The organism is Mesorhizobium sp. Root157 (genome assembly GCF_001427385.1).
Classification (GTDB): domain Bacteria; phylum Pseudomonadota; class Alphaproteobacteria; order Rhizobiales; family Rhizobiaceae; genus Mesorhizobium.
Genome location: NZ_LMGJ01000001.1, coordinates 63258 through 83268 on the forward strand (window position 1 = coordinate 63258; position 20011 = coordinate 83268).

17 protein-coding genes, 1 tRNA gene and 1 riboswitch are annotated in these 20011 nt (G+C 62.6%); of the genes, 7 read left to right on the forward strand and 11 right to left on the reverse strand.

Annotation, left to right across the window (positions count from 1 at the left end):
- Positions 1-6: 6 nt before the first annotated feature.
- Entirely contained in the window at positions 7-1257 is a 1251-nt protein-coding gene (locus tag ASD64_RS00295) for a D-amino acid dehydrogenase (protein ID WP_056098943.1), read from the reverse strand.
- A gap of 135 nt (positions 1258-1392) precedes the next feature.
- The gene (gene galE, locus ASD64_RS00300) at positions 1393-2388 is read right to left on the reverse strand and encodes a UDP-glucose 4-epimerase GalE (RefSeq protein ID WP_056098946.1); all 996 of its coding nucleotides are present in this window, start codon (positions 2386-2388) and stop codon (positions 1393-1395) included.
- 231 nt (positions 2389-2619) lie between these two features.
- Between galE and hemA the strand changes: the two genes are divergently transcribed.
- A complete protein-coding gene (gene hemA, locus ASD64_RS00305) occupies positions 2620-3897 on the forward strand; it encodes a 5-aminolevulinate synthase (protein WP_056100110.1) in 1278 nt (425 codons plus the stop codon).
- Positions 3898-4727: 830 nt separating this feature from the next.
- Here the strand turns inward: hemA and ASD64_RS00310 are convergent.
- Both ASD64_RS00310 and mscL read right to left on the reverse strand, forming a co-directional pair.
- Positions 4728-5897, reverse strand: coding sequence for a pyridoxal phosphate-dependent aminotransferase (locus ASD64_RS00310; protein WP_056098949.1), 1170 nt, complete (start codon positions 5895-5897; stop codon positions 4728-4730).
- 111 nt (positions 5898-6008) lie between these two features.
- Positions 6009-6431 carry a large conductance mechanosensitive channel protein MscL gene (mscL, locus tag ASD64_RS00315; protein WP_056098952.1) on the reverse strand — a complete coding sequence of 141 codons (423 nt, stop codon included), beginning with the start codon at positions 6429-6431 and terminating at the stop codon, positions 6009-6011.
- Positions 6432-6665: 234 nt separating this feature from the next.
- Between mscL and ASD64_RS00325 the strand changes: the two genes are divergently transcribed.
- Positions 6666-10157, forward strand: a complete 3492-nt coding sequence (locus tag ASD64_RS00325) for a PAS domain-containing hybrid sensor histidine kinase/response regulator (protein WP_056098957.1) — start codon at positions 6666-6668, stop codon at positions 10155-10157.
- Positions 10158-10222: 65 nt separating this feature from the next.
- Here ASD64_RS00325 and ASD64_RS00330 read toward each other — a convergent pair whose 3' ends face one another.
- Positions 10223-10879 (reverse strand): response regulator transcription factor, encoded by a 657-nt coding sequence (locus tag ASD64_RS00330; protein WP_056098959.1) that lies wholly within the window; start codon positions 10877-10879, stop codon positions 10223-10225.
- Positions 10880-11059: 180 nt separating this feature from the next.
- Positions 11060-11512, reverse strand: coding sequence for a hypothetical protein (locus ASD64_RS00335; protein WP_056100113.1), 453 nt, complete (start codon positions 11510-11512; stop codon positions 11060-11062).
- A 118-nt stretch (positions 11513-11630) separates the two neighbouring features.
- Between ASD64_RS00335 and ASD64_RS00340 the strand changes: the two genes are divergently transcribed.
- A complete protein-coding gene (locus ASD64_RS00340) occupies positions 11631-11981 on the forward strand; it encodes a DUF952 domain-containing protein (RefSeq protein WP_056098962.1) in 351 nt (116 codons plus the stop codon).
- Positions 11978-13054 (forward strand): quinone-dependent dihydroorotate dehydrogenase, encoded by a 1077-nt coding sequence (locus tag ASD64_RS00345; RefSeq protein ID WP_056098965.1) that lies wholly within the window; start codon positions 11978-11980, stop codon positions 13052-13054. The genes ASD64_RS00340 and ASD64_RS00345 overlap by 4 nt, the downstream gene beginning before the upstream one ends.
- Positions 13055-13075: 21 nt before the next feature.
- Here ASD64_RS00345 and ASD64_RS00350 read toward each other — a convergent pair whose 3' ends face one another.
- Positions 13076-14410 (reverse strand): MATE family efflux transporter, encoded by a 1335-nt coding sequence (locus ASD64_RS00350; RefSeq protein WP_056100117.1) that lies wholly within the window; start codon positions 14408-14410, stop codon positions 13076-13078.
- A 125-nt stretch (positions 14411-14535) separates the two neighbouring features.
- On the reverse strand, positions 14536-14799 hold the full coding sequence (locus ASD64_RS00355) for a DUF6460 domain-containing protein (RefSeq protein ID WP_056100122.1): 264 nt from the start codon (positions 14797-14799) through the stop codon (positions 14536-14538).
- A 115-nt stretch (positions 14800-14914) separates the two neighbouring features.
- Here ASD64_RS00355 and ASD64_RS00360 point away from each other — a divergent pair.
- Positions 14915-14988, forward strand: a tRNA-Gly gene (locus ASD64_RS00360).
- Positions 14989-15085: 97 nt separating this feature from the next.
- On the opposite strand, the gene ASD64_RS00365 is transcribed toward ASD64_RS00360, so the two are convergent.
- A complete protein-coding gene (locus tag ASD64_RS00365) occupies positions 15086-15862 on the reverse strand; it encodes an ABC transporter substrate-binding protein (RefSeq protein WP_056098967.1) in 777 nt (258 codons plus the stop codon).
- 98 nt (positions 15863-15960) lie between these two features.
- The gene (locus tag ASD64_RS00370; protein WP_056098971.1) at positions 15961-17055 is read right to left on the reverse strand and encodes a 2'-deoxycytidine 5'-triphosphate deaminase; all 1095 of its coding nucleotides are present in this window, start codon (positions 17053-17055) and stop codon (positions 15961-15963) included.
- Between the two features lie 75 nt (positions 17056-17130).
- Positions 17131-17208, forward strand: a riboswitch (SAM riboswitch).
- Between the two features lie 55 nt (positions 17209-17263).
- On the opposite strand from ASD64_RS00370, the gene ASD64_RS00375 reads away from it, so the two are divergent.
- Both ASD64_RS00375 and apaG read left to right on the forward strand, forming a co-directional pair.
- On the forward strand, positions 17264-18463 hold the full coding sequence (locus ASD64_RS00375; RefSeq protein WP_056098974.1) for an O-succinylhomoserine sulfhydrylase: 1200 nt from the start codon (positions 17264-17266) through the stop codon (positions 18461-18463).
- Positions 18464-18565: 102 nt separating this feature from the next.
- Positions 18566-18958 carry a Co2+/Mg2+ efflux protein ApaG gene (gene apaG / locus ASD64_RS00380; RefSeq protein ID WP_056098977.1) on the forward strand — a complete coding sequence of 131 codons (393 nt, stop codon included), beginning with the start codon at positions 18566-18568 and terminating at the stop codon, positions 18956-18958.
- A gap of 33 nt (positions 18959-18991) precedes the next feature.
- On the opposite strand, the gene ASD64_RS00385 is transcribed toward apaG, so the two are convergent.
- Positions 18992-19993, reverse strand: a complete 1002-nt coding sequence (locus ASD64_RS00385) for an Hsp33 family molecular chaperone (RefSeq protein ID WP_056098979.1) — start codon at positions 19991-19993, stop codon at positions 18992-18994.
- Between the last annotated feature and the right edge of the window lie 18 nt (positions 19994-20011).

The following is a 20011-nucleotide window of genomic DNA, read 5'->3' on the forward strand; positions in this document are numbered from 1 at the left end:
GCTGTCTCAACGGCGGTAAACAAGGCCTTCCGGATCGATCTCGGGCTTGCGTCCGCCGACCAGGTCGGCAAGGAACTTGCCCGAGCCGCAGGCCATGGTCCAGCCGACATGGCCGTGGCCGGTGTCGAGATAGAGGTTTGCGTAGCGCGCCTTGCCGATCACCGGCACGGAATTCGGCATCATCGGCCGCAAGCCCGCCCAAAGCTCGGCTTTCTTCTCGTCGAATGCACCGGGGAAGAGTTCATGCGCGGTCTTGAACATCGGGGCGAAGTCCTTTGGCTTGAAGGTGCGGTCGAAGCCGGTGAATTCCGCCGTGCAGGACAGCCGCAGCCGATTGCCAAGCCGTGAATAGCCGACCAGCCGATCTTCGTCGGCCCCACCCATGGTCGGCCCCTTGCTTTCGTCCTCAAGTGGAATGGTCGCCGCGTAGCCCTTGACCGGATAGACAGGCAGGTCGATGCCGTAGCGGCGGCCGAGCAATCCGCTCTCCGGCCCCATGGCGATGACGACGGCATCGGCGCTGAGCACCCCCGCCGACGTCTTCACCGCGCGCACCTCGTTGCCCTCGATGTCGAGGCCTTCGACCGTCGTGTTGAACCGGAACTTCACGCCGAGCTTTTCGGCCGCATAGGTGGCGAGCTTGCCGACGAACTGCCTGGAATCGCCGGTCTGGTCGATCGGCGAATAGATCCCGCCCGCAATCAGATCCTTTGCGCCAGCAAGGCCGGGTTCGATCGCAGCCACCCGGTCGCGGCCGACGATCTCGATCGGCAGGCCCCGCTCCGCCAGGTAACGGTAGTTCCCGGCCCCGTGATCGAAGCTTTGCTGCGAGCGGAAGAAATAGAGGATGCCCTTCTTGCGTTCGTCATAGGAAATACCTGTTTCCTGCGACAGCGCGTTGATGCAATCGCGCGAATAGAGAGCCAGCCGCAGCTTCACATCCGTGTTGGCGCGAAGCCGTGCCGGCGTGCATTGGCTCAGGAAGCGCAGGCTCCAGAGGTAGAAATAGGGGTCGGCACGCAGCCTCACCCTGATGCCGAGGTCGTGGTTGAAGATGCCTCGCACGAACGTCTTCAGCGCCGCCGGCGAGGCCCAGGCGGTGGCATCGCCGGGCGAAACCAGCCCCGCATTGCAATAGCTGGTGCCCATCGCGGCGGTCGGATGCCGCTCGATGACGGTCACGTCGTGGCCATCGCAGGCGAGGTAATAGGCCGCCGCCGTGCCCACCACTCCGGCACCCAAGACAAGTATTTTCATCGCAGCCCCTGTGCGCCGACGCGGGCTTGCAACCGAAGCTTCTCCGCGGGGCGATCACCCCTTCTTAGCGCGTCCCTGCCCGCGTTTCGAGGGCATGCGTGGAGAAGCGGTGGATATGTCCGCGCCAAGAAGCCGTCAGCCGCGCGATGAATTCTTGCCACTTAGAATACGTTCCCAGGCCAGCGCATCGCGCACGATCCCGTCGAGGTCGTCGCGCTGAGGTGCCCAGCCGAATTCGCGACGGGCAATATCCGAATTGGCAACCACGGCAGCGGCATCGCCGGCTCGCCGTTCTCCCAGCCTGACATCGAAATCCTGGCCGAAGACGCGGCGCACACTGTCGATGACCTGCAACACCGAATAGCCATGACCGTAGCCGCAATTGGCAACGAGGCTCTTTCCGCCTGTGCGCAGCCGTTGCAAGGCAAGCCGATGGGCGGCCACCAGATCGCTGACATGGATATAGTCGCGCATGCAGGTGCCGTCGGGCGTCGCGTAGTCGGTACCGAACACCTGCATGAACGGTCGCTTGCCCAATGCCGTCTCGCTGGCGACCTTGATGAGATGCGTTGCGCCCGGTGTCGATTGACCGGTGCGCCCTTTGGGATCGGCGCCGGCGACATTGAAGTAGCGCAGCGCCGTATAGTTGAGGCCGTGGGCCGCAGCGGCATCGCGCAACATCCATTCGCTCATCAGCTTGGACAGGCCGTAGGGCGATTCCGGTGCGAGGCGGGCGTCCTCCGCGACCGGTTCCATGCCGGCACCGCCATAGACGGCGGCGGTCGAGGAGAAGATGAAATTGCCGACCCCGGCGCGCACCGCCGTTTCGATCAGCGCGCGCGTCTTGCAGGTGTTGTTGTCGTAATAGGCGAGCGGGTCGGAAACGGATTCCGGCACGACGATCGACCCGGCGAAGTGGATGATGGCATCGACCTTGTGCTCGCGGATCAGGGCGGCGACGAGTTCCTTGTCGGCAATATCGCCAACCGCGAACTTCGCCTCGGGCGCCACCGCCCACTCGAAGCCGGTCGAAAGACGGTCGACGACAACGACGTCTTCGCCGGCGTCCAGCAACTCCCAAACCATGTGGCTGCCGATATAGCCCGCGCCGCCAGTTACCAGGACTGCCATTGGTTCTGCTCTTTCCGCCTTCGTCTCGGCCAATATCCGCAGGCCACGATGGCTATAATCCGTTAAAAAGCCATGGTGAAAAAGTGCCTCGGGACGGGAACGTTTTCGATCGGCGACGATCCAACAGTCGAAATAGGCCGATACCGCGGGCGTGGCATTTTGACCGATCGGCTTCGGTGGACGTCAATGGGAGCCGCGATTATTATCCGGGGTGAAAACTGGGATGCCGAAATGAACTATCAACGGTTCTTCGAAGACGCGATCGACCAGCTTCATGCCGAGCGCCGCTATCGCGTCTTTGCCGATCTCGAACGCATGGTAGGCAAATTCCCGCGCGCACTGTGGCGCGCCGGGGGCCGCACCCAGGAAATCACCGTCTGGTGCTCGAACGATTATCTGGGCATGGGCCAGCATCCCGATGTGGTGAAGGCTTTCCAGGAAGCCGGCGGACGCATGGGCTCTGGCGCGGGCGGCACCCGCAACATCTCCGGCACCAGCAATCCGCTGGTCGAGCTTGAGAACGAACTCGCGGACCTGCACGGCAAGGAAGCAGGATTGGTCTTCACCTCGGGCTTCGTTTCCAACGAGGCGTCGATTTCAACCATCGCCCGGTTGCTGCCCAACTGCCTCATCCTGTCGGACGAACTCAACCACGCCTCGATGATCGAGGGCGTGCGCCGCTCCGGTGCGGAGAAGAAGATCTTCCGCCACAACGACATGGCGCATCTGGAAAGCCTCTTGCAGGCCGCAGGCCGCGAACGGGCCAAATTCATCGTCTTCGAGAGCGTCTATTCGATGGACGGCGACATCGCGCCGATCAAGGAGATCGCCGACCTCGCTGAAAAATACAACGCCATGACCTATATCGACGAGGTCCATGCCGTGGGCATGTACGGCCCTCGGGGCGGCGGCATCACCGAGCGGGAGGGCCTGGCCGACCGCATCGACGTCATCGAAGGTACGCTTGCCAAGGCATTCGGAACCCTCGGCGGCTATATCACCGGCACCACGGCCGTCATCGACGCCGTGCGCTCCTATGCGCCGGGCTTCATCTTCACCACGGCGCTGCCACCGGCAATCGCCGCAGCGGCCACAACCTCGATCCGCCATCTCAAGGCCTCGCAGGTCGAGCGTGACGCGCAGCAGCGCCAGGCCGCCCACACCAAGCATATCCTGTCCGCCGCCGGCTTGCCGGTGATGCCGTCGGTGACCCATATCGTTCCGATCCTGGTCGGTGATCCGGAACTTTGCAAGATGGCGACCGACCGGCTGCTCGGCGTCCATGGCATCTATATCCAGCCGATCAACTATCCGACCGTGCCGCGCGGCACCGAGCGGCTGCGCATCACGCCGACGCCGTTCCATTCGGACCAACTGATCATGGAACTGCAATCGGCTCTGGTGGAGACTTGGAACGCGCTTGGCATTCCCTACAGCACTGCCGGTCGTCCCGCCGTTGCAGAGAGCGAGCGCATCGTTCCCTTGCTGGTGCCGAAGTCAGGCGGCTAGTTTAGCCCGCTTCGCCTCTCTTCTTGTGGGTGAGGAGAGGTGTGCGGCTCGCGTTGCCCGGCATTTGCCGTCTGGATGTTGTTGCCCCGCTTTTTTCCTTTCGTCATCCTCGGGCAAGCCTGAGCGCAGCGAAAGGCGCGACCCGAGGATCCATGCCGTAACGCTTGGGAGTTGTACGGCCGAACAGAACGAGGAATGTTCTGCACCGTATTGCGCTGCCGCTCCGTCACGGCATGGATCCCAGGGTCTGCGCGACGGCCTTCGGCCTGCTCCGCCCTAGGATGACGAAGGTGGGATGGCGCACTTATTCATTGCCACGCTGCCTTTTTGGCCCTGGCCATTGTCAAAGAACTGACCTCGATTGAGAGGTCGGGAAGACGGGCGGCCGTTCGGACGCTCGTTTAGTAAGTAGTGCGACCTTGCGGCCGCCCCTCCGGTGGTCTTGCCTCACCGGGGGGCGCTGCCGCTTCAATGCGGCCCGCTGGCCCAGTCGAGGCCCGGACTTGGGGGCTCATCACCCAGCCGCACACCGCAGAAGCGATGGCACGGATTATGGAAGAGGTGGAGAGGGTGTGGATAAGGGTGGTGAGAGGTTTTTGCGGAAAGTGAATGGGATCAAGGGGTTGGAGATACGGTGTGGACAAGAAATGGATGGATCGATCCACATCTGCTTAGTAGGCATCCTGCCGCACCGTCACGGCATGGACCCCGGACATTGCCTTCCCGCTCCGCTCGAAAGCGAATTCCGGGATGACGAAGCGGAGAGGTTGCGCCCACGCTCAGGCAGCGAACCGGATGCGCTCACCCCGGTCGGTGGAAAATCGCCATCGCTAGCGGGCGGTCCTGATCCAGTTGGCCAGCCGATGCGCGGCTTCCTCGACCTGATCGAGGCGACGATGGAAGCACAGGCGAAAATGCCGGTCCCATCCCGGACCGAACGCGGTGCCGGGCGCCAGGCCGACATTGGCCTGATCCACAATATCGAAAGCTGCGGTTCGCGACTGTTCGATGCCGTCGATGGTGAAGAACAGGTAAAAGGCGCCCTGCGGCGCCGTGAAGCGTGCGAGGCCCGTTTCGGCGAGGATGCCGCAGACCAGGTTGCGCGCCTGGCGGGCCCGTTCGACCTGCTCGGCAATGAAGGCGTCGCCATCATCTAGCGCGGCCACGGCGCCGCGCTGCATGAACTGCGCCACCCCCGAAGTCGAATACTGGATAAGGTTCTCGAACACTTGCTGCAGGGACGGGTGTGCCTTGACCCAGCCGACCCGCCAGCCGGTCATCGCCCAATTCTTGGAGAAGCTGTTGACGAACAGGATGCGGTCGTCGTCCGCCGCAATATCGAGGAACGAGGGCGCGCGCCGCCCGTCATAGTAGAACAGGGAATAAATCTCATCGGCGATGATCCACAGCCCCTTCGCGCGGGCAAGGTCGAGGATGGCTTGCAGCGTCTCGCGGTCGGCGGTCCATCCGGTCGGATTGGATGGCGTGTTGATGAAGATCGCGCTTGTATTGTGAGTGACAGCCGCAGCGACCCGGTCGACATCGCAGAACCAGCCATTGTCCGACTGCTGAAGCCGCACCGGCACCGCCTTCGCACCACCGATCTCGGCCGCGGCGGCGAAATTCGGCCAGGCGGGCGTGAGGTAGATCACCTCGTCGCCCTTTCCTGCCACCGCATCGATGGCAAGCTGGATGGCGTGCATGCCCGACCCGGTGACGATGAAGTCCTCACTGGCAAACTCGCGGTCGAAATGGCGCCGGTAGTAGCGCGCAAGCGCCTGACGCAGGTCCGGAATGCCTTTCTGCCACGTGTAGAAGGTTTCACCTGCCGCGAGCGCACGGCTGGCTGCTTCGGTGATAAAAGGCGGCGTCGGCAGATCACCCTCGCCTGCCCACAACGGGATCAGCCCGGCACGCTCGCGTCCATGGTTCATGACCGCGACGATGCCGCTTTCGGGGGCGGCGCGCGCTTCGTCACGCACGTTTTGAATGAGGGTCATTCGGGCTCCGTTCGATTGCGCAACGGTGCTATCGCGTTTCAGGTCAGGGGAAAACAGAAAACCCCGGCCGCAACCGGCCGGGGTTTTGGTCCAGGAGCCTTGAGGCCGCGGCTACTTGCGGGCGAGCAGGTCGCGAATCTCTGTCAGCAAGGCGACGTCTGCCGGGGGCGGCGCTGCCGCAGGAGCCGGCTTCTCTGCCTCGACGCGCTTGCGGATGTTGTTCACCGCCTTGACCATGAGGAAGATGATCCAGGCCAGAATGACGAAGTTGAGAAGGACCGTGATGAAGCTGCCATAGGCGAAGACCGCACCCTGCTCCTTGGCTGCGTCAAGGGAAGTTGCCGTCACCGTGGACGACAGTCCAATAAAGTAGTTGTTGAAGTCGAGGCCCCCGAAGATGGCGCCAACAATCGGCATGATGATGTCGTTGACGAGCGAATCGACAATCTTGCCGAAAGCCGCGCCAATGATGACGCCGACCGCCAGATCCATCACATTGCCGCGGGAGATAAACTCCTGAAATTCCTTCAGCATTCGTCCCTCCATGTCATGGCAACTTCCACTCGTTTTGTTGCTGCCAATCGGTTTCCACGTCGCTGACAATAGCAGAAACCAAGGGTTGCAAAACGACAAATTTATACCCGCGTCCTCCAGGTCGTTGGTCAGGTCTCATGACATCTTCCCGTGCCCCACGCCCAAGGTCTTGGTGGACACTCCCTTCAGGCTGTGATTGCTTCGTATGCATAGGGAGTTTCGAAAGCTGACGCCGTGCTGGGCTGGTTTATCGTCATAGCCGCCATCCTTTACGTGACGATGCTGTTTGCGGTCGCCAGCATCGGGGATCGGCATGCAGCGCGGCGCGGTCCCATCGCGTCACGCCCGTTCATCTATTCGCTCAGCCTGGCCGTCTACTGCACCTCGTGGACGTTCTTCGGCTCCGTCGGCCTCGCCTCGGAGCGCGGACTGGAATTCCTCACCATCTATATCGGCCCGATCCTCATCTTCGTTTTCGGCTATCCGTTCCTCAAGCGCATCATCAGGCTGGGCAAGGCGGAAAAAATCACCTCCATCGCCGACTTCCTGGCGGCGCGCTACGGCAAGAGTTTCGCGGTGGCATCGATCGCCACCATCATCGCCTCCATCGGCATCATCCCCTATATCGCGCTGCAATTGCGCTCCATCGCCGGCTCTATCGGCCTGATGGTGTCCTTCTATTCTCCCGACGTCATATCGGACGACTTCGTCTACCGGGACGTCGCCTTCCTGGTGGCGTTCCTGCTTGCCGTGTTCGCGGTTCTGTTCGGCACGCGGCACGCCGACGCCACCGAGCATCAGGACGGCCTGGTGCTCGCCATGGCGGTGGAATCGGTCATCAAGCTCGCGGCATTCATGGCCGTCGGCATTGCCGTCAGCCTGTTCCTGTTCCATCGCCCTGCCAACCTGCTCGAGGCAATGCGGGCCAATGACATGGTGCAGGCGTCGATGGCCTACCAGACATCGCCGGCGACCTGGATTGTGCTGACGATGCTCGCAGCCTGCGCGGTGGTGATGCTGCCGCGACAATTCTACATGACCATCGTGGAGAACCGCAGCGAAAAGGAACTGCGCACCGCAAGCTGGCTGTTCCCGCTCTATCTGGTGCTGATCAACCTGTTCGTCGTCGGCATCGCCTTCGCCGGGCTGACCGTCGTCGGGAGCCAGGCAAGCGCCGACCTCTACGTGCTGGCCGTGCCGCTGTTCAACGGCCGCGACGTCATGGCCATGATCGCCTTCATCGGCGGGCTTTCCGCCGCCACGGCGATGGTGATCGTGGAGAGTGTTGCGCTCTCCATCATGATCTCCAACGATCTGGTCATTCCGCTGTTCCTGCGCCGGCTGCTGAAGCCGACGCGAGGCGAACGCGAGGACTGGTCGAAGGTCATTCTGGTGATCCGCCGCACCGCCATTTTCTGCATCCTGTTCGCCGGCTTCCTCTACTATCTGGAGATGGCCGACAACGTCCGGCTGGTGGCGTTCGGCCTCATCTCGTTCGCCGCCATTGCCCAGTTTGCCCCGGCCTTCGTCGGCGGCTTGATCTGGCGCGGCGCCAATGCGCGCGGCGCGGCACTCGGCATGCTGGCGGGAATCCTCGTGTGGGCCTATACGCTGTTCATCCCGTCCGTGCTGCCTCCCGAGACAGCTTTCCTCGTCAATGGCCCGTTCGGCCTTACAGCGCTGAAGCCGCAAGCCCTGTTCGGCACCAGCGGCGAACCGCTCAATCACGGCGTGCTGTGGAGCCTCGCCGTGAACATCGCCTTTTACGTGCTTGGGTCGCTGTCGCGGGCATCGAAGCCGCGCGAACGCATCCAGGCGGCGATCTTCGTGCCGCGCGAAGCCAATCCCATGCCCAGCCTGAGGCGGTTCCGCACCAGCGTCACCGTCGACGAAATGAAGGATACCATCTCGCGCTACCTCGGCGTCGAGCGGACGGAGCGCTCGTTCCAATCGTTCGAGCAGCACGAAGGGCGGGCCATCCCCGGCCATGCGCCGGCCAGCATCGAGACCATCCGCTTCGGCGAGCAATTGCTGGCAAGCGCAGTCGGTTCGTCGTCGGCCAGACTGATCCTGTCACTGCTGGTGCAGCGCCACGACCGGTCGGCCAAGGATGCGTTCCGCCTGCTCGACGATGCCTCCGACGCCCTGCAGCAGAACCGCGACCTGTTGCAGATCGCGCTGGACCAGATGGAGCAAGGCATCACCGTTTTTGACAAGGACCTGCGCCTGACCTGCTGGAACCGGCAGTACCGGCTGCTCTTCGAACTGCCTGACGACATGGGGCAAGTCGGCGTATCGCTTGGCCAGATCCTCGCTTTTCTCGCCTATCGCGGCGACATCCTGGAGTCCGAGGAAGCAAGCACGCTGGACCGGCTGACCAATTTCGGCGAACCGTGGCAGCTGGAACTCAGGATCAGCGGCCGGACCATCGAGTTGCGTTCCAACCCCATGCCCGACGGCGGCATCGTGGCAACCTATGCCGACATAACCCGGCGCGTGCAGGCCGACATCGCCCTCAAGCGCGCCAATGAAACGCTGGAGCAGCGTGTCGTCAATCGAACCGCCGAACTCATGCTCGTCAACGATGAACTGGCGCAGGCCCAAAAGATCGCCGAAGAGGCCAACCTCAGCAAGACCCGCTTCCTGGCAGCTGTCGGCCACGACATCCTGCAGCCGCTGAACGCAGCGCGCCTTTATTGTTCTTCACTGATCGAGAAGGCCGGCAGGGGACCGGCGGGAGACGCTGCCGTCAATATCGAGTCGTCGCTGGAATCGGTGGAAAATATCCTGGGTGCCGTCCTCGACATATCGCGGCTCGACGCCGGCGCCATGAAACCCGATGAAACGACGTTCAGGCTGGACAGTTTGCTGCAACAGATCGCCACCGATTTCCAGCCGATGGCATCCGCCAAGAACCTCGAACTGACCATCGTGCCTTCTTCGCTCAGCGTCAGGACAGGCCGCAACCTGTTCAGGCGCCTGATCCAAAACCTCGTTTCGAACGCGATCAAATATACACGGCAGGGTCGCGTGCTGGTCGGGGTCCGGCGGCGTGGCGAACTGTTGGAAATTCAGGTCATCGATACGGGCATCGGCATAGCGGGCAACAAGCTCAACACCGTATTTCGCGAATTCACCCGTCTGGACGAGGGCGTACGCGAAGCGGAAGGACTGGGCCTTGGATTGTCGATCGTCGACCGCATCGCACGCGTCCTGCAACTTGAAATCCGCATCTTCTCCAACGAGGGCAAAGGCACCCGTTTCTCGGTGATCCTGCCTGTCGTTGCCGACGTGGAACCGGCGCCGGTGGTTCCCGACGCGCCGCCGATCCGCTCCGTGGCCTCCCTTGCCGGCCTCAACGTGCTTTGCATCGACAACGACATCCGCATTCTCGAAGGCATGCGCCTCCTGCTTGAAGGCTGGGGGTGCAATGTCTCTGCCTTCTCCGGCTGGCAGGCCTTCCAGGCCGGACAAGCGGACGCGCCTTTTCCCGATGTCATCCTGGCCGACTATCATCTGGACGAGGACAACGGCCTCGATGTCATCGACAAGCTGCGCAAGACCTATGGCGCTGAAATCCCGGCCATGCTCGTCACGGCAGACCGATCGAGCGAAGTGCGCTCCGCCGCCGAAGCACTCGACGTTTCCGTCATCAACAAGCCGCTCAAGCCAGCGGCCCTTCGAACCATGATGGCGCGCGTGAAGCTGATGGCAATTGCGGACTAAATCAGGGAAATCCGGTCTTCGGCCTATTCCGAGGCTCGAAAGGGGCAGGCAGGGATTGGCTTGCTTTATGCCGCCGACAGCGGGTCCGTGCCTATCTTGGAAAGCTGGATGACCGCCTGGGTGCGGCTGTCCACGCCAAGCTTCTGCAGGATTGCCGACACATGCGCCTTCACCGTCGCTTCCGAGACGCTGAGCTCATAGGCGATCTGCTTGTTCAACAAGCCCTCGCCCAGCATGCCGAGCACACGCGTCTGCTGCGGTGTCAGCGTTTGCAGCCGCTTGATGAGTTCCGAAACCTCCGGATCGCGCTCGACGCCGAGGTCGAGCCCAATGGGTGCAGCGATACCGCCGGCAAGCACGGTCTGCACGGCGTCGCGGATCTCGTCCATGCTCGCCGACTTGGAAATGAAGCCGGATGCGCCGAGGTCGAGCGCGCGGCGGATCGTCACCGGATCGTCATGCGCCGACACGACGACCATCGGAACGGAGGGATGAATGCCGCGCAGCGATATCAGCCCGGAAAGACCGCTGGCCCCCGGCATGGACAGATCGAGCAGAACGAGGTCGATGTCCTCATTTGCGACAACCAGCGCCTTGGTGCTTTCGAAATCGCCGGCCTCATGAATGGCGGGAGCACTGCCGATACCGGCAATTGCTTCTTTCAACGCACCGCGAAACAAGGGGTGGTCGTCGGCGATGACGAAAGTGTAACCCACCGGCAATGGTCCTCCCCGACCCCTGTGTTTATGCTTCTTTGCAGGGCCAAGCGTCGCGATTATGCGGTGTAACCCAGCGTTTTCAAGCGCAAAGACAGGTTATATGACTTTCCCAACAGTAATAGTCAAACCAACTATGGTGTGGGGCGGACGGCGGGGCGCCTCCCGGCCCGCGTCGTCGCAGGGTCACTGCAAATCCGCTTGCGTTTTTTGGGGTGCGGGCTTGCCGGTATCGCCCCCGCTGTCCTTTTCCATGTCCTTCACGATGCCGAGAAACCCCCGCACGAAGCGCTCCATGTAGCTCATCGTCTTGTTGAACTCCTCCTCGGTGGGCAAGTTGGATTCCAGCTTCGCGGCCAGCGAGTTCTCCAGCTCGGCAACACGCTTGTTGAGGTCCTCGATCGCCCCGTCAAGCCGATCGATTTCGTCCAGGGCGGCAACGTGCTCGTCGGCGGCCATCCGGCAGACGAGTTGGCCCGACTGCTCCTGGCAGGTCGACATCGCGCCGGTCCGCGTATCCATGCGCACATAGCCGTTGGCGGTCTTTTCCAACTGATAGCGGCTGGCGTCCTGGGCATGAGCCGACGCGGCTGCGAGCGATGCCAGCAGTGGGGCAACAACGATACAAGCCATACGCATGGTGTCCTCCATCGGCGCATTTTCGGCGAGGTTGACCGTAGCGGGCGTTTGCGCCGGAAATGGGGATGGCCGTGATCCCGGTCTTCCCTGCGCGCCGGCTTCCAGTTATAGCCCGGCTATGTCTCAGCTCATTTACAAGATAGTGCCGAAGGCGCTCTGGCGCGAGGCCGAAGCGGCCGGCAGCTTCACTGGCGCGCCAGTCGATGTCGCAGACGGCTTCATCCATTTCTCGACGGCCGGCCAGGTCCGGGAAACCGCCGCCAAGCATTTCGCCGGAAAGGACGACCTGCTGATCGCGGCAATCGACGGCAGCCGGCTGGGAGCGGCCCTGCGCTACGAACCTTCGCGCGGCGGCGCGCTGTTTCCCCATCTTTATGGCCCGCTCCCGCTCGAGGCCGTGGCGTGGGTCCGCCCGCTGCCGCTCGGCGCCGACGGCGCGCATGCCTTTCCCCAATTGGAGCAGGAATGAGCGCACTGGACCTGATAGGCCGCCGGCTGCTGTTCAGCCTCGACCCCGAAACGGCGCACGGCCTCTCGATCGCGGCCCTGCGCTGCGGCTTGCCTGTCGCGGCCAGACCGCGCACGGATCAGCGGCTACGGGTCGATCTGTGCGGCTTGAGCTTTCCCAACCCGCTCGGCATGGCGGCGGGATACGACAAGAACGCCGAAATACCCGATGCACTGCTTGGGCTGGGCTTTGGTTTTGCCGAGGTCGGCACCGTCACGCCGCTGCCGCAACCCGGCAACCCGAAACCGCGCATCTTCCGCCTCGTCGAAGACGAAGCGGTCATCAACCGGCTGGGCTTCAACAATGAAGGCCACGACGCAGCCGAGAGCCGTCTTGCCGCCCGCAAAGGCCGGTCCGGCATCGTCGGCGTCAATATCGGCGCCAACAAGGACAGCGCCGATCGCATAGCTGACTATGAGCGCGGCGTGCTGCTCTTTGCAGAACTGGCGTCCTATCTCACCATCAACATCTCTTCGCCCAACACTCCGGGCCTGCGCAACATGCAGGCCCGCGAGCAACTCGCAGAACTGCTGTCGCGCGTGGTCGCCGCACGCGCCAAGGCTGGCGCACAACCGCCGATCTTCCTCAAGATCGCGCCCGATCTTGTCGAAGCCGAACTGGAGGACATCGCCGCCGAGGTATCGGCCCACGCGATCGATGGCGTCATCGTCTCCAACACGACGATTGCGCGGCCTCATCTCAAGTCTGCAAGGCTGGCAGCCGAAGCGGGCGGCCTGTCCGGCAAGGTGCTGTTCGAGCGTTCGACCGTCGTTTTGGCCAGGATGCGCAAATTGCTCGGCCCCAAGCCGGCGATCATCGGCGTCGGCGGCGTGAACTCGGCTGAAACGGCGCTGGAAAAGATCCGCGCCGGCGCCGATCTCGTCCAGCTCTACACCGGCATGATCTATGCAGGCCCGGCTCTGCCGGGACACATCGTTTCACGAATGATCGATATGGTCGAACGACAGGGCCTCCGGCACGTCAGCGCATTGCGCGACACGTCACTCGACAAGTGGGCAGCAAAGCCGCTTTGACCCTTCCTCGAAGGGCAAGCTTCAGAACGTGGTTCGAAGCCGCCTTGGCAACATCGCCAGCAAGCTGAAGCCGCGCACCAGAAGAAACATATGCAGCGCCGCCCAAAGGCCGTGGTTTCCGTATGGCTGCGCCAGTGCCAGCATCGCGGCGACGAAGACCACAAACGAAAGCAGCATCATGTTGCGCATGTCGCGCGACCAGGTCGCACCGATGAAAACGCCGTCCATCTGGAAGGCCAGCACTCCGCTCAGTGCCGTGAGGGCTGCCCATGGCAGGTAGACGTCGGCGACTGCCCGAACGTCGAACGAAGTCGTGATCAAAGCGACGAGGTCGGCACCGAACACCAGCAGCACAAGGGAGGCCAAGCCTGAAAGGCCGAAACCCCAATAAAGCGTCAAGCGCACGGCTCGACGAAACGAGGTTTCGGCACGCGCGCCGACCGCGCGCCCGGCAAGTTGTTCGGCAGCGCTGGCGAAACCGTCAAGGAAGTAACCGGCAACCAGGAAGAAGTTCATCAGCACCGCATTCGCAGCAAGCGTGACGGTGCCGAATTGCGCACCCTGCCGGGTGAAGAGGGCGAAAGCTGCAAGCAGCGAGAACGACCGGATCATGATATCGCGGTTGAGCGACATCATGCGGCTCAGGGCGGCCATGTCGAATATGCGCGCCCTCGCCAGGGGCGGCGACCTTCGAAAACGGTTGAGAACAATGGCCAGCCCGACGAGCATGGCGGCAAGCTCACCGCAAACGGTGGCCCAGGCGACGCCTGCAACACCCCAGCCGAGTTCCAGTCCGAGCACGATGCACAGGCAGATGTTGATGCCGTTGAGCACCACCTGAAGCATCAGGCCAAGGCCCCCCTCTCCCCGACCGAGCACATAGCCGAGGACGGCATAGTTGACGAGCGAGAACGGCGCGGCAAGCAGGCGGATGCGAATATAGGTGTCCATGGCTTCATTGACGCCCTGCTCCGCGCCCATGAACCATTGTCCTCCCATCGAAAGGAGCGGAGCGAATGCCGCCAGCGGCACGCCGGCCACAACGGCGATCAGGACGGCGCGCCAGAACACTGCCTGCTCCTCCAGCGCATCCCCCCGTCCGAAGGCCTGGGAAACCAGGCCGGTTGTTCCAGAACGCAGGAAGTTGAACGTCGTGAACACGACGTCGAAGACAAGCGCGCCCGCTGCCAGTCCCCCAAGCAGCGCGGCATCGCCAAACTGCCCGACGACCGCCGTATCGGTCAGCCCCAGGAGCGGCGTGGTCAGATAGGCCAGCGTCATCGGCACGGCGATGGCCAGCACCGAACGATTGGTTACCGCAAAGGGTCTGGGCGTTGTCGCTGTCGCGTGATCCAAATTGGGTTCCGTCGGTTTCGACGCCAGTGTGCCTACGCAGGTATGGCCCGAGCGCAGCCGGCGACGCAATCGTCCGTCAAACGGATTGCCGGTTCTGGCTCATTCGGATGCCGGAACCGGGGCTGTCATTTCCGAAAATTGGCGATGCGAAGCAGAATGAAGGCGGGGACGACGATTGCAGCCCCCAACAGGATGTAGCCCAGGAAACGGTCGACGGCGCGGAAGCCCATGTTCCAGATGTCGAGGAAGAAATTCTGGATGCCGCGCAGAACGTCGTAAGGCGACCAGCCAAAGGCATTCATGACGAGGCCGACCAGGAACGAGACGACCACGAGCTTGACAATAACCTTTAGCGGCGAGTCGCCTAGAAAGCGGGCCAAAGCGGACAAGGCAGTCTCCTTCGATTCCGTTCGAACCCTGAGATACGTGACCGGCGACAAAGCTTCAAGCGGCTCGGCTTTGCGATTGCCGAAAGCGCTGGCCGCATGCTAACGAGGACGGCGCGCGGGTATGATGTAATGGTAGCTTGTCAGCTTCCCAAGCTGAACGCGCGGGTTCGATTCCCGCTACCCGCTCCACCGGCCCTTCGACGCTGGCGTTTCCCGCCCGCCCGGCATAGCAAGGCGGTGCCGGGGCCTTTGGGAAACGCCGCAAGACCCCGAACTGCCGGCCACCTCAATAGATGTCGAAGTCGAAATACTTGGCCTGGATCGTCTTGTAGGTGCCGTTGGCAACGATCGCATCGATTGCGGCGTTTAGCTTTTCGCGCAACGCATTGTCGTCCAACCTGACCGCGATGCCCGTTTCCGTCTCGGTGCCGGAAACGTCGCCGATCATCTTGCAGCAAGCACCGTCGGCCGCGTTCTTCAGCCAATCGGCCAGCACGAACTTGTCTGAAATCACCGCGTCCAGCCGGCCGTTGACGAGGTCCTGAACGGCCTCTTCCTGCGTCGGATACAGCTTCACATCGGCTCCCGCCTTGGCATAGAAGTCCTCGGCGTAGATGGCTTGGGTGGTGGAAGCCTGCGCACCCACCGTCTTGCCAGCCATCGTAGCGGGATCGGTTTGCGTCAACTCGCTATCCTTCAAGGCGGCGAGCGCCAGCGGCGTGGTGTAGTATTTGTTGGTAAAGGCGACCTGCTTCTTGCGTTCCTCGGTGATCGACATGGAAGCAACGATGGCGTCGAACTTGCCGGCCTGGAGGGCCGGAATGATACCGTCCCAGTCCTGCGTGACGAACTCGCACTCGGCCTTCATCTGCGCGCAAAGCGCATTGGCGATGTCGATATCGAAGCCGACGAGCTTGCCGTCGGCGGTGATGCTGTTGAACGGCGGATAAGCGCCTTCCGTGCCGATCTTGATCTTGGCGGCGTCCTCGGCCCATGCCGAAGATGCGGCCATGGCCAATAGCGCGGCTGTCGCGGTGCCCGCGATCCACTTGGAAACTCGCATTCTGTGTACCCTCTTGAAGAACCCGGCCGTCGACGGCCGGCGTCAGCCAAGCACGGCGCAGGCCTTGAAACAAGCGGTAACGCGACGTTCGGTGGCGCTCAAAGTGCGGAGCGAAAATGCTTGGACAGCTTGAGGCCCTGGGCCTGATAGTTGGAGCCCAGGTCGAGACCGTAGAGCGCTCGCGGTCGTTTCAACATGTGCTCGTAGACCAGCCGGCCGACGGTCTGGCCATGGTCGAGAATGAAGGGCACCTCATGGCTGCGCACTTCGAGAACCGCACGGCTTCCCTTGCCGCCTGCGGCCGAATGGCCGAAGCCCGGATCGAAGAAGCCGGCATAGTGCACGCGAAATTCGCCCACCAGCGGATCGAATGGGGTCATTTCCGCCGCATAGAGCGGCGGCACATGCACCGCCTCCTGGCTGACGAGGATGTAGAACTCGTCCGGGTCCAGCACCAGTTCGCCGGCGCCGCGGTTATAAAGCGGCTCCCAGAAGTCGAACACGTGGTGGGCGGCCCGCTTGTCGACATCGACGAGGCCGGTGTGATGCTTGCCGCGATAGCCGACCAGCCCGTTCGCATCGCCGGCAAGGTCGATGGAAAGCGCGATGCCGCCACCTGAGATATTGGGCGGCTCCGTCGCGACCAGCGTCTCGTTGCTGTGCAGTTCATGCAACTGGCTTTCCGACAAAACGGCGTTGCCGATGCGGAAGCGGATCTGCGACAGCCGCGAGCCGGTTCGCGCGACGATCGGAAAGGTGCGCGGACTGACCTCCAGATAAAGCGGGCCATGGTAGCCGGCGGAGATCTTGTCGAACTCGGCGCCATGGTCGGTCATGACGCGGGTGAAGATGTCGAGCCGGCCAGTCGAACTTTTCGGGTTGGCCGAGGCGGAAATGTCCGGCGGCAGGCCAAGCGTTTCCAGAAGCGGGACGATGTAGACGCAGCCTGTTTCCAGTACCGCGCCGGCGCTCAGGTCGATTTCGTGCAGCTTGAGGCGGTCGAGCTTGTCGGCGACGCTATGGTTCGGACCTGGCAGGAAACTCGCCCGCACCCGCCATGCCTTGTCGCCGAGCCTGAGATCAAGGCTGGCCGGCTGGATCTGGTCGCTATCGAGGGCGCGCGGCGTCTTCAGCGCGCCGCTCTCGAACAACGCTGCTATGTCCTGATCGGGGAGTATGCCTGTCTGACGCAAAGTCTGCTCCGAACGCTACCCAAGACCTCTTAATCACGCGGGTAATTGACGCAAGCGGCAGCGAGGTCTAAAGGGGCTTTATCCCGTGGTGATTTGGCCGGTCGGCTTGCAGCCACGTAAAACAAGTCGCTAAAGGACCGTCGGCCCGCGAGGCCTTGTGGACCGGTTGCGACTTTCGCGGCCGGTTTTTTGTTGTTGGAAGAGCACGATGAAGTCGAACAAGACCCGCAACTGGAAGCCCCAGACCACACTTGTGCATGGAGGAACGCTCCGATCTCAATTCGGCGAGATGTCGGAAGCGCTGTTCCTCACCCAAGGCTACGTCTACCAAACCGCCGAAGCGGCGGAAGCCCGTTTCAAGGGCGAGGATCCGGGCTTCATCTATTCCCGCTACGCAAATCCGACCGTCGACATGTTCGAAAAGCGCATGTGCGCGCTGGAAGGCGCCGAAGACGCGCGCGCCACGGCATCCGGCATGGCCGCCGTCGCGGCGGCGATCCTGTGCAGCCTGAAAGCCGGCGATCATATCGTTGCCGCGCGCGCCCTGTTCGGCTCCTGCCGCTGGATCATCGAGACGCTTGCGCCAAGCTACGGCATCCAATCGACGCTGGTCGACGGCACCGACGTCAAGAACTGGGAGCGGGCGCTTCGCCCCAACACCAAGCTGTTCTTCCTCGAGAGCCCGACCAATCCCACGCTTGAAGTGATCGACATTGCCGCGGTTTCCGCGCTGGCCAACGCCATCGGCGCGCGCGTGGTGGTCGACAATGTCTTTGCCACACCGTTGCAGCAGCGCCCGCTCGAACTTGGCGCCCATGTGGTGGTCTATTCCGCGACCAAGCATATCGACGGCCAGGGCCGCTGCCTGGGCGGCATCGTCCTTTCCGACAAGGCCTGGATCGACGAGAACCTGCACAATTACTTCCGTCACACCGGCCCCAGCCTGTCGCCCTTCAACGCCTGGACGCTGCTGAAGGGACTGGAGACGCTGCCGATCCGTGTCGCGCAGCAGATGCAGTCGGCAACCCGCATCGCGGATGTCCTGGCCGAGCGGCCGGAAATTGCGCGCGTCATTTACCCCGGCCGGGCAGATCATCCGCAAGCCGACATCATCAAGAAGCAGATGTCAGGCGGCTCGACGCTGATCTGCCTCGACGTGAAGGGCGGCAAGAAGGCCGCATTCGCGTTCCAGAACGCCCTCGACATCATCCTGATCTCGAACAATCTGGGTGACGCCAAGAGCCTGATCACCCACCCGGCCACGACCACGCACAAGAACCTCACCGACGAGGCGCGCGCCGAAATGGGTATCGGCCCGGGAACATTGCGCCTCTCGATCGGCCTCGAACATGTGGACGATCTTCTCCTGGACATCGAACAGGCATTGGCCAGCGCCAAGGCGGCATAATTTGTCGCCCAGACACACCAAAGCCAAGCTCGCGTGCATGATGCGGGAAAAGGTTGACCGCCAGCCGCGGCAGGCCGATTCTCGGCTGTCGAGGAGACAAACATGTACAGCGCTGTAACACGCGATATCGAAGTGCGGGTCCGGCCATTCTACATCGAGGACCATTCGGACCCATCCGAGAACCGATATGTCTGGGCTTATCAGGTAACGATCAACAACCAGTCGGACGAGTTGGTCCAGTTGTTGTCGCGCTACTGGCATATCACCGACGGGACAGGGCGGGTCGAGGAGGTGCGGGGATCCGGCGTCGTCGGCGAACAACCGGAACTCAACCCCGGCGACAGCTACCAGTACACGTCCGGATGCCCGCTATCGACGCCTTCCGGCATCATGGTCGGCAGCTACACCATGCGCAATGCCAAGGGTGAGACGTTCGACATCGCCATCCCCGCCTTCTCGCTGGACCTGCCGGACGGGAGGCGTACGGTGAATTGACGGCCGGATACGCCAAAGCGCATCCGGCAGCCCCTAGTTATGAGCCGTGAACTCAGCGGGGTCGAAATCGTAGGCCGTCGAGCAAAACTCGCATGCGACGCGAATCCTGCCCTCTTCCGTGCTTTCCCTGATCTCCTCGGCGGTAAAGCCGCTCAGGATGTCCCGGATCTTGTCTTGCGAGCAGGAACACCGATCCGCCACCTCGACATTGCCGAACACCCGCACGCCGTGCTCGTGGAACAGCCTAAACAACAGGCGCTCCGCACCCACGGTCGGGTCGATCAACTCGGTCGGCTCCACCGTGGCAAGCAATACAAGCAATTCCTGCCAGGCATTATCCACCGGTTCGCCGGCAATTTGAGCAGCATCGCCGTCGCCCCCCGGAAGGTCCGGCACGCGCATGCGCTCCGGAGCTTCCGGCAAAAACTGCGCCATCAGGCCGCCAGCGCGCCACTGCTCGCGCCCGCCCGGCGCGACCAGCTTCGCCACCGAGAGCCGCAATTCGGTCGGGATTTGCTCCGACTGGCGAAAATAGATACGCGCGGCTTCTTCAAGCGAGGTGCCGTCGAGTTGGACGATACCCTGATAGCGTTGCGTATGGGCGCCCTGATCGATGGTGAGCGCCAGAACGCCGGAACCCATCAGGGTTTCGTCGCTGACCTCGCCTGCCGCCATCAGCGTTTCGAGCCGATCGGCATCGTAGCGTGCATAGGCGCGCAGCGCGTGCGGCGTCGTGAAATCGGCAATCAGCATGTCGACCGGACCGTCGGTGCGGGTTTGCAGGATGAACTTGCCCTCGAACTTCAGCGACGTGCCGATCAGGACCGTCAGCACGCAGGCCTGGGCAAGAAGGCGGGCGACGGGCTCGGGATAGGCATGACGCGAAAGGATCGTGTCCAGCATCGGCCCAAGCTGAACCGCGCGGCCGCGCACGTCGAGCACATCGACCTCAAAGGGTACGACGTGGTCGTCGCCCGCATGGCCAAATTCGCCGAGCTTCGGTTTGTATTCAGTCACTTGCACGGTTTCCAGCATGACACGTCTCCGGCCGCA

What these genes read in the sequence shown, in the direction of transcription:
- ASD64_RS00365 (WP_056098967.1), bottom strand. Translation starts at nt 15,862, where the DNA reads ATGCGAGTTTCCAAGTGGATCGCGGGCACCGCGACAGCCGCGCTATTG.
- ASD64_RS00345 (WP_056098965.1), top strand. Translation starts at nt 11,978, where the DNA reads ATGAGCGCACTGGACCTGATAGGCCGCCGGCTGCTGTTCAGCCTCGAC.
- hemA (WP_056100110.1), top strand. Translation starts at nt 2,620, where the DNA reads ATGAACTATCAACGGTTCTTCGAAGACGCGATCGACCAGCTTCATGCC.
- ASD64_RS00375 (WP_056098974.1), top strand. Translation starts at nt 17,264, where the DNA reads ATGAAGTCGAACAAGACCCGCAACTGGAAGCCCCAGACCACACTTGTG.
- ASD64_RS00310 (WP_056098949.1), bottom strand. Translation starts at nt 5,897, where the DNA reads ATGACCCTCATTCAAAACGTGCGTGACGAAGCGCGCGCCGCCCCCGAA.
- ASD64_RS00335 (WP_056100113.1), bottom strand. Translation starts at nt 11,512, where the DNA reads ATGCGTATGGCTTGTATCGTTGTTGCCCCACTGCTGGCATCGCTCGCA.
- ASD64_RS00340 (WP_056098962.1), top strand. Translation starts at nt 11,631, where the DNA reads ATGTCTCAGCTCATTTACAAGATAGTGCCGAAGGCGCTCTGGCGCGAG.
- ASD64_RS00295 (WP_056098943.1), bottom strand. Translation starts at nt 1,257, where the DNA reads ATGAAAATACTTGTCTTGGGTGCCGGAGTGGTGGGCACGGCGGCGGCC.
- galE (WP_056098946.1), bottom strand. Translation starts at nt 2,388, where the DNA reads ATGGCAGTCCTGGTAACTGGCGGCGCGGGCTATATCGGCAGCCACATG.
- apaG (WP_056098977.1), top strand. Translation starts at nt 18,566, where the DNA reads ATGTACAGCGCTGTAACACGCGATATCGAAGTGCGGGTCCGGCCATTC.
- mscL (WP_056098952.1), bottom strand. Translation starts at nt 6,431, where the DNA reads ATGCTGAAGGAATTTCAGGAGTTTATCTCCCGCGGCAATGTGATGGAT.
- ASD64_RS00385 (WP_056098979.1), bottom strand. Translation starts at nt 19,993, where the DNA reads ATGCTGGAAACCGTGCAAGTGACTGAATACAAACCGAAGCTCGGCGAA.